At 39.8% G+C, this 990-nt stretch carries 1 protein-coding gene; it reads right to left on the bottom strand.

Going from position 1 to position 990, the window contains the following annotated elements; all coding sequences use genetic code 11:
- Positions 1 to 283 precede the first annotated feature (283 nt).
- On the bottom strand, positions 284 to 961 hold the full coding sequence (locus JFC11_RS18850; RefSeq protein ID WP_198350276.1) for a hypothetical protein: 678 nt from the start codon (positions 959 to 961) through the stop codon (positions 284 to 286).
- Between the last annotated feature and the right edge of the window lie 29 nt (positions 962 to 990).

The following is a 990-nucleotide window of genomic DNA, read 5'->3' as shown; positions in this document are numbered from 1 at the left end:
TGAAAGGCGTTACTTTAAGAGCCTAACGGGTGTCTAAAATATCCGGGGCGATTCACTCACGAATAGATTTATCATCAAAATTTCTGTAGCGCTCACGAATTTCATCGGCGGTGTATTCGACAACTGAGCGTCCCCGCTCAAGCTCATATGGACTCGAATCCCAGCTTTCCGGATTTCCTGAAATCAGCAAATTAAACAAAATTGAACTCCGAAGCTATTTTTAGCCTAACGCCCAAAGCAGCGAGCGCCGCTTTTTGGCGTCCGCTGACTTTGCTTGTTAGAGCTAAGATCCAAATAGTACAGTGATCGCAGCGCCAATAGCGCCTCCAAAAACTGCAGCCAAGAAAACAATAGTTAACTCCGTTGCCTTACTACTTTTACTTTCAAAGTAATTTACTATTTCGGACGTTTCTTTAACGGGATAAGATGACCAGTTTTCTAGTGCCGCATCGATAAAAGGCCTTAAGTGGATATTATGTTTCTCGCTCTTATAAATACTAAAATAATATTGTTCATATACGTTTTTCTGATAAATTTCCTGACCTTTAAAAAGACCTATTTCTCTGTAAAGACCATTCAGTAGTTTTGGTTTTATGGAAACCCTATCTTTTATTGTTTTTTTATACCCCTCATCTTCTAGCTCCAGAAGTTCGTGCAACTTACTTTGTATCCTATCCCAATCGGTGGTTCGACAAGAATGCATGATTTTGAGTTCATAGAAGAAAGCTATTTCGCTCGAAAGTTCTGAAATCAGAGCCTCAAATGCAATGTCTTCTGATTCAAATTTGCTTCCAAGATATTTGAATTGTAGCTTGTCGTAACCTGGTACCTTTGCATGTATTAACTCAAAAAAAGAAGACCTCTTCGAAGGTTCATCTTCGCACTGATTTAAGTAAAAGTCTGCATGAAATGGCGATGGCCCTACGAAGTCAAGTTGAATCGCCCCGGATATTTTAGACACCCGTTAGGCTCTTAAAGTAACGCCTTTCA

It is taken from the genome of Vreelandella alkaliphila (genome assembly GCF_016107625.1).
GTDB lineage: Bacteria > Pseudomonadota > Gammaproteobacteria > Pseudomonadales > Halomonadaceae > Vreelandella > Vreelandella alkaliphila.
Note: the sequence above shows the minus strand (reverse complement) of the source record. Positions and strands in the feature narration are given on the sequence as shown.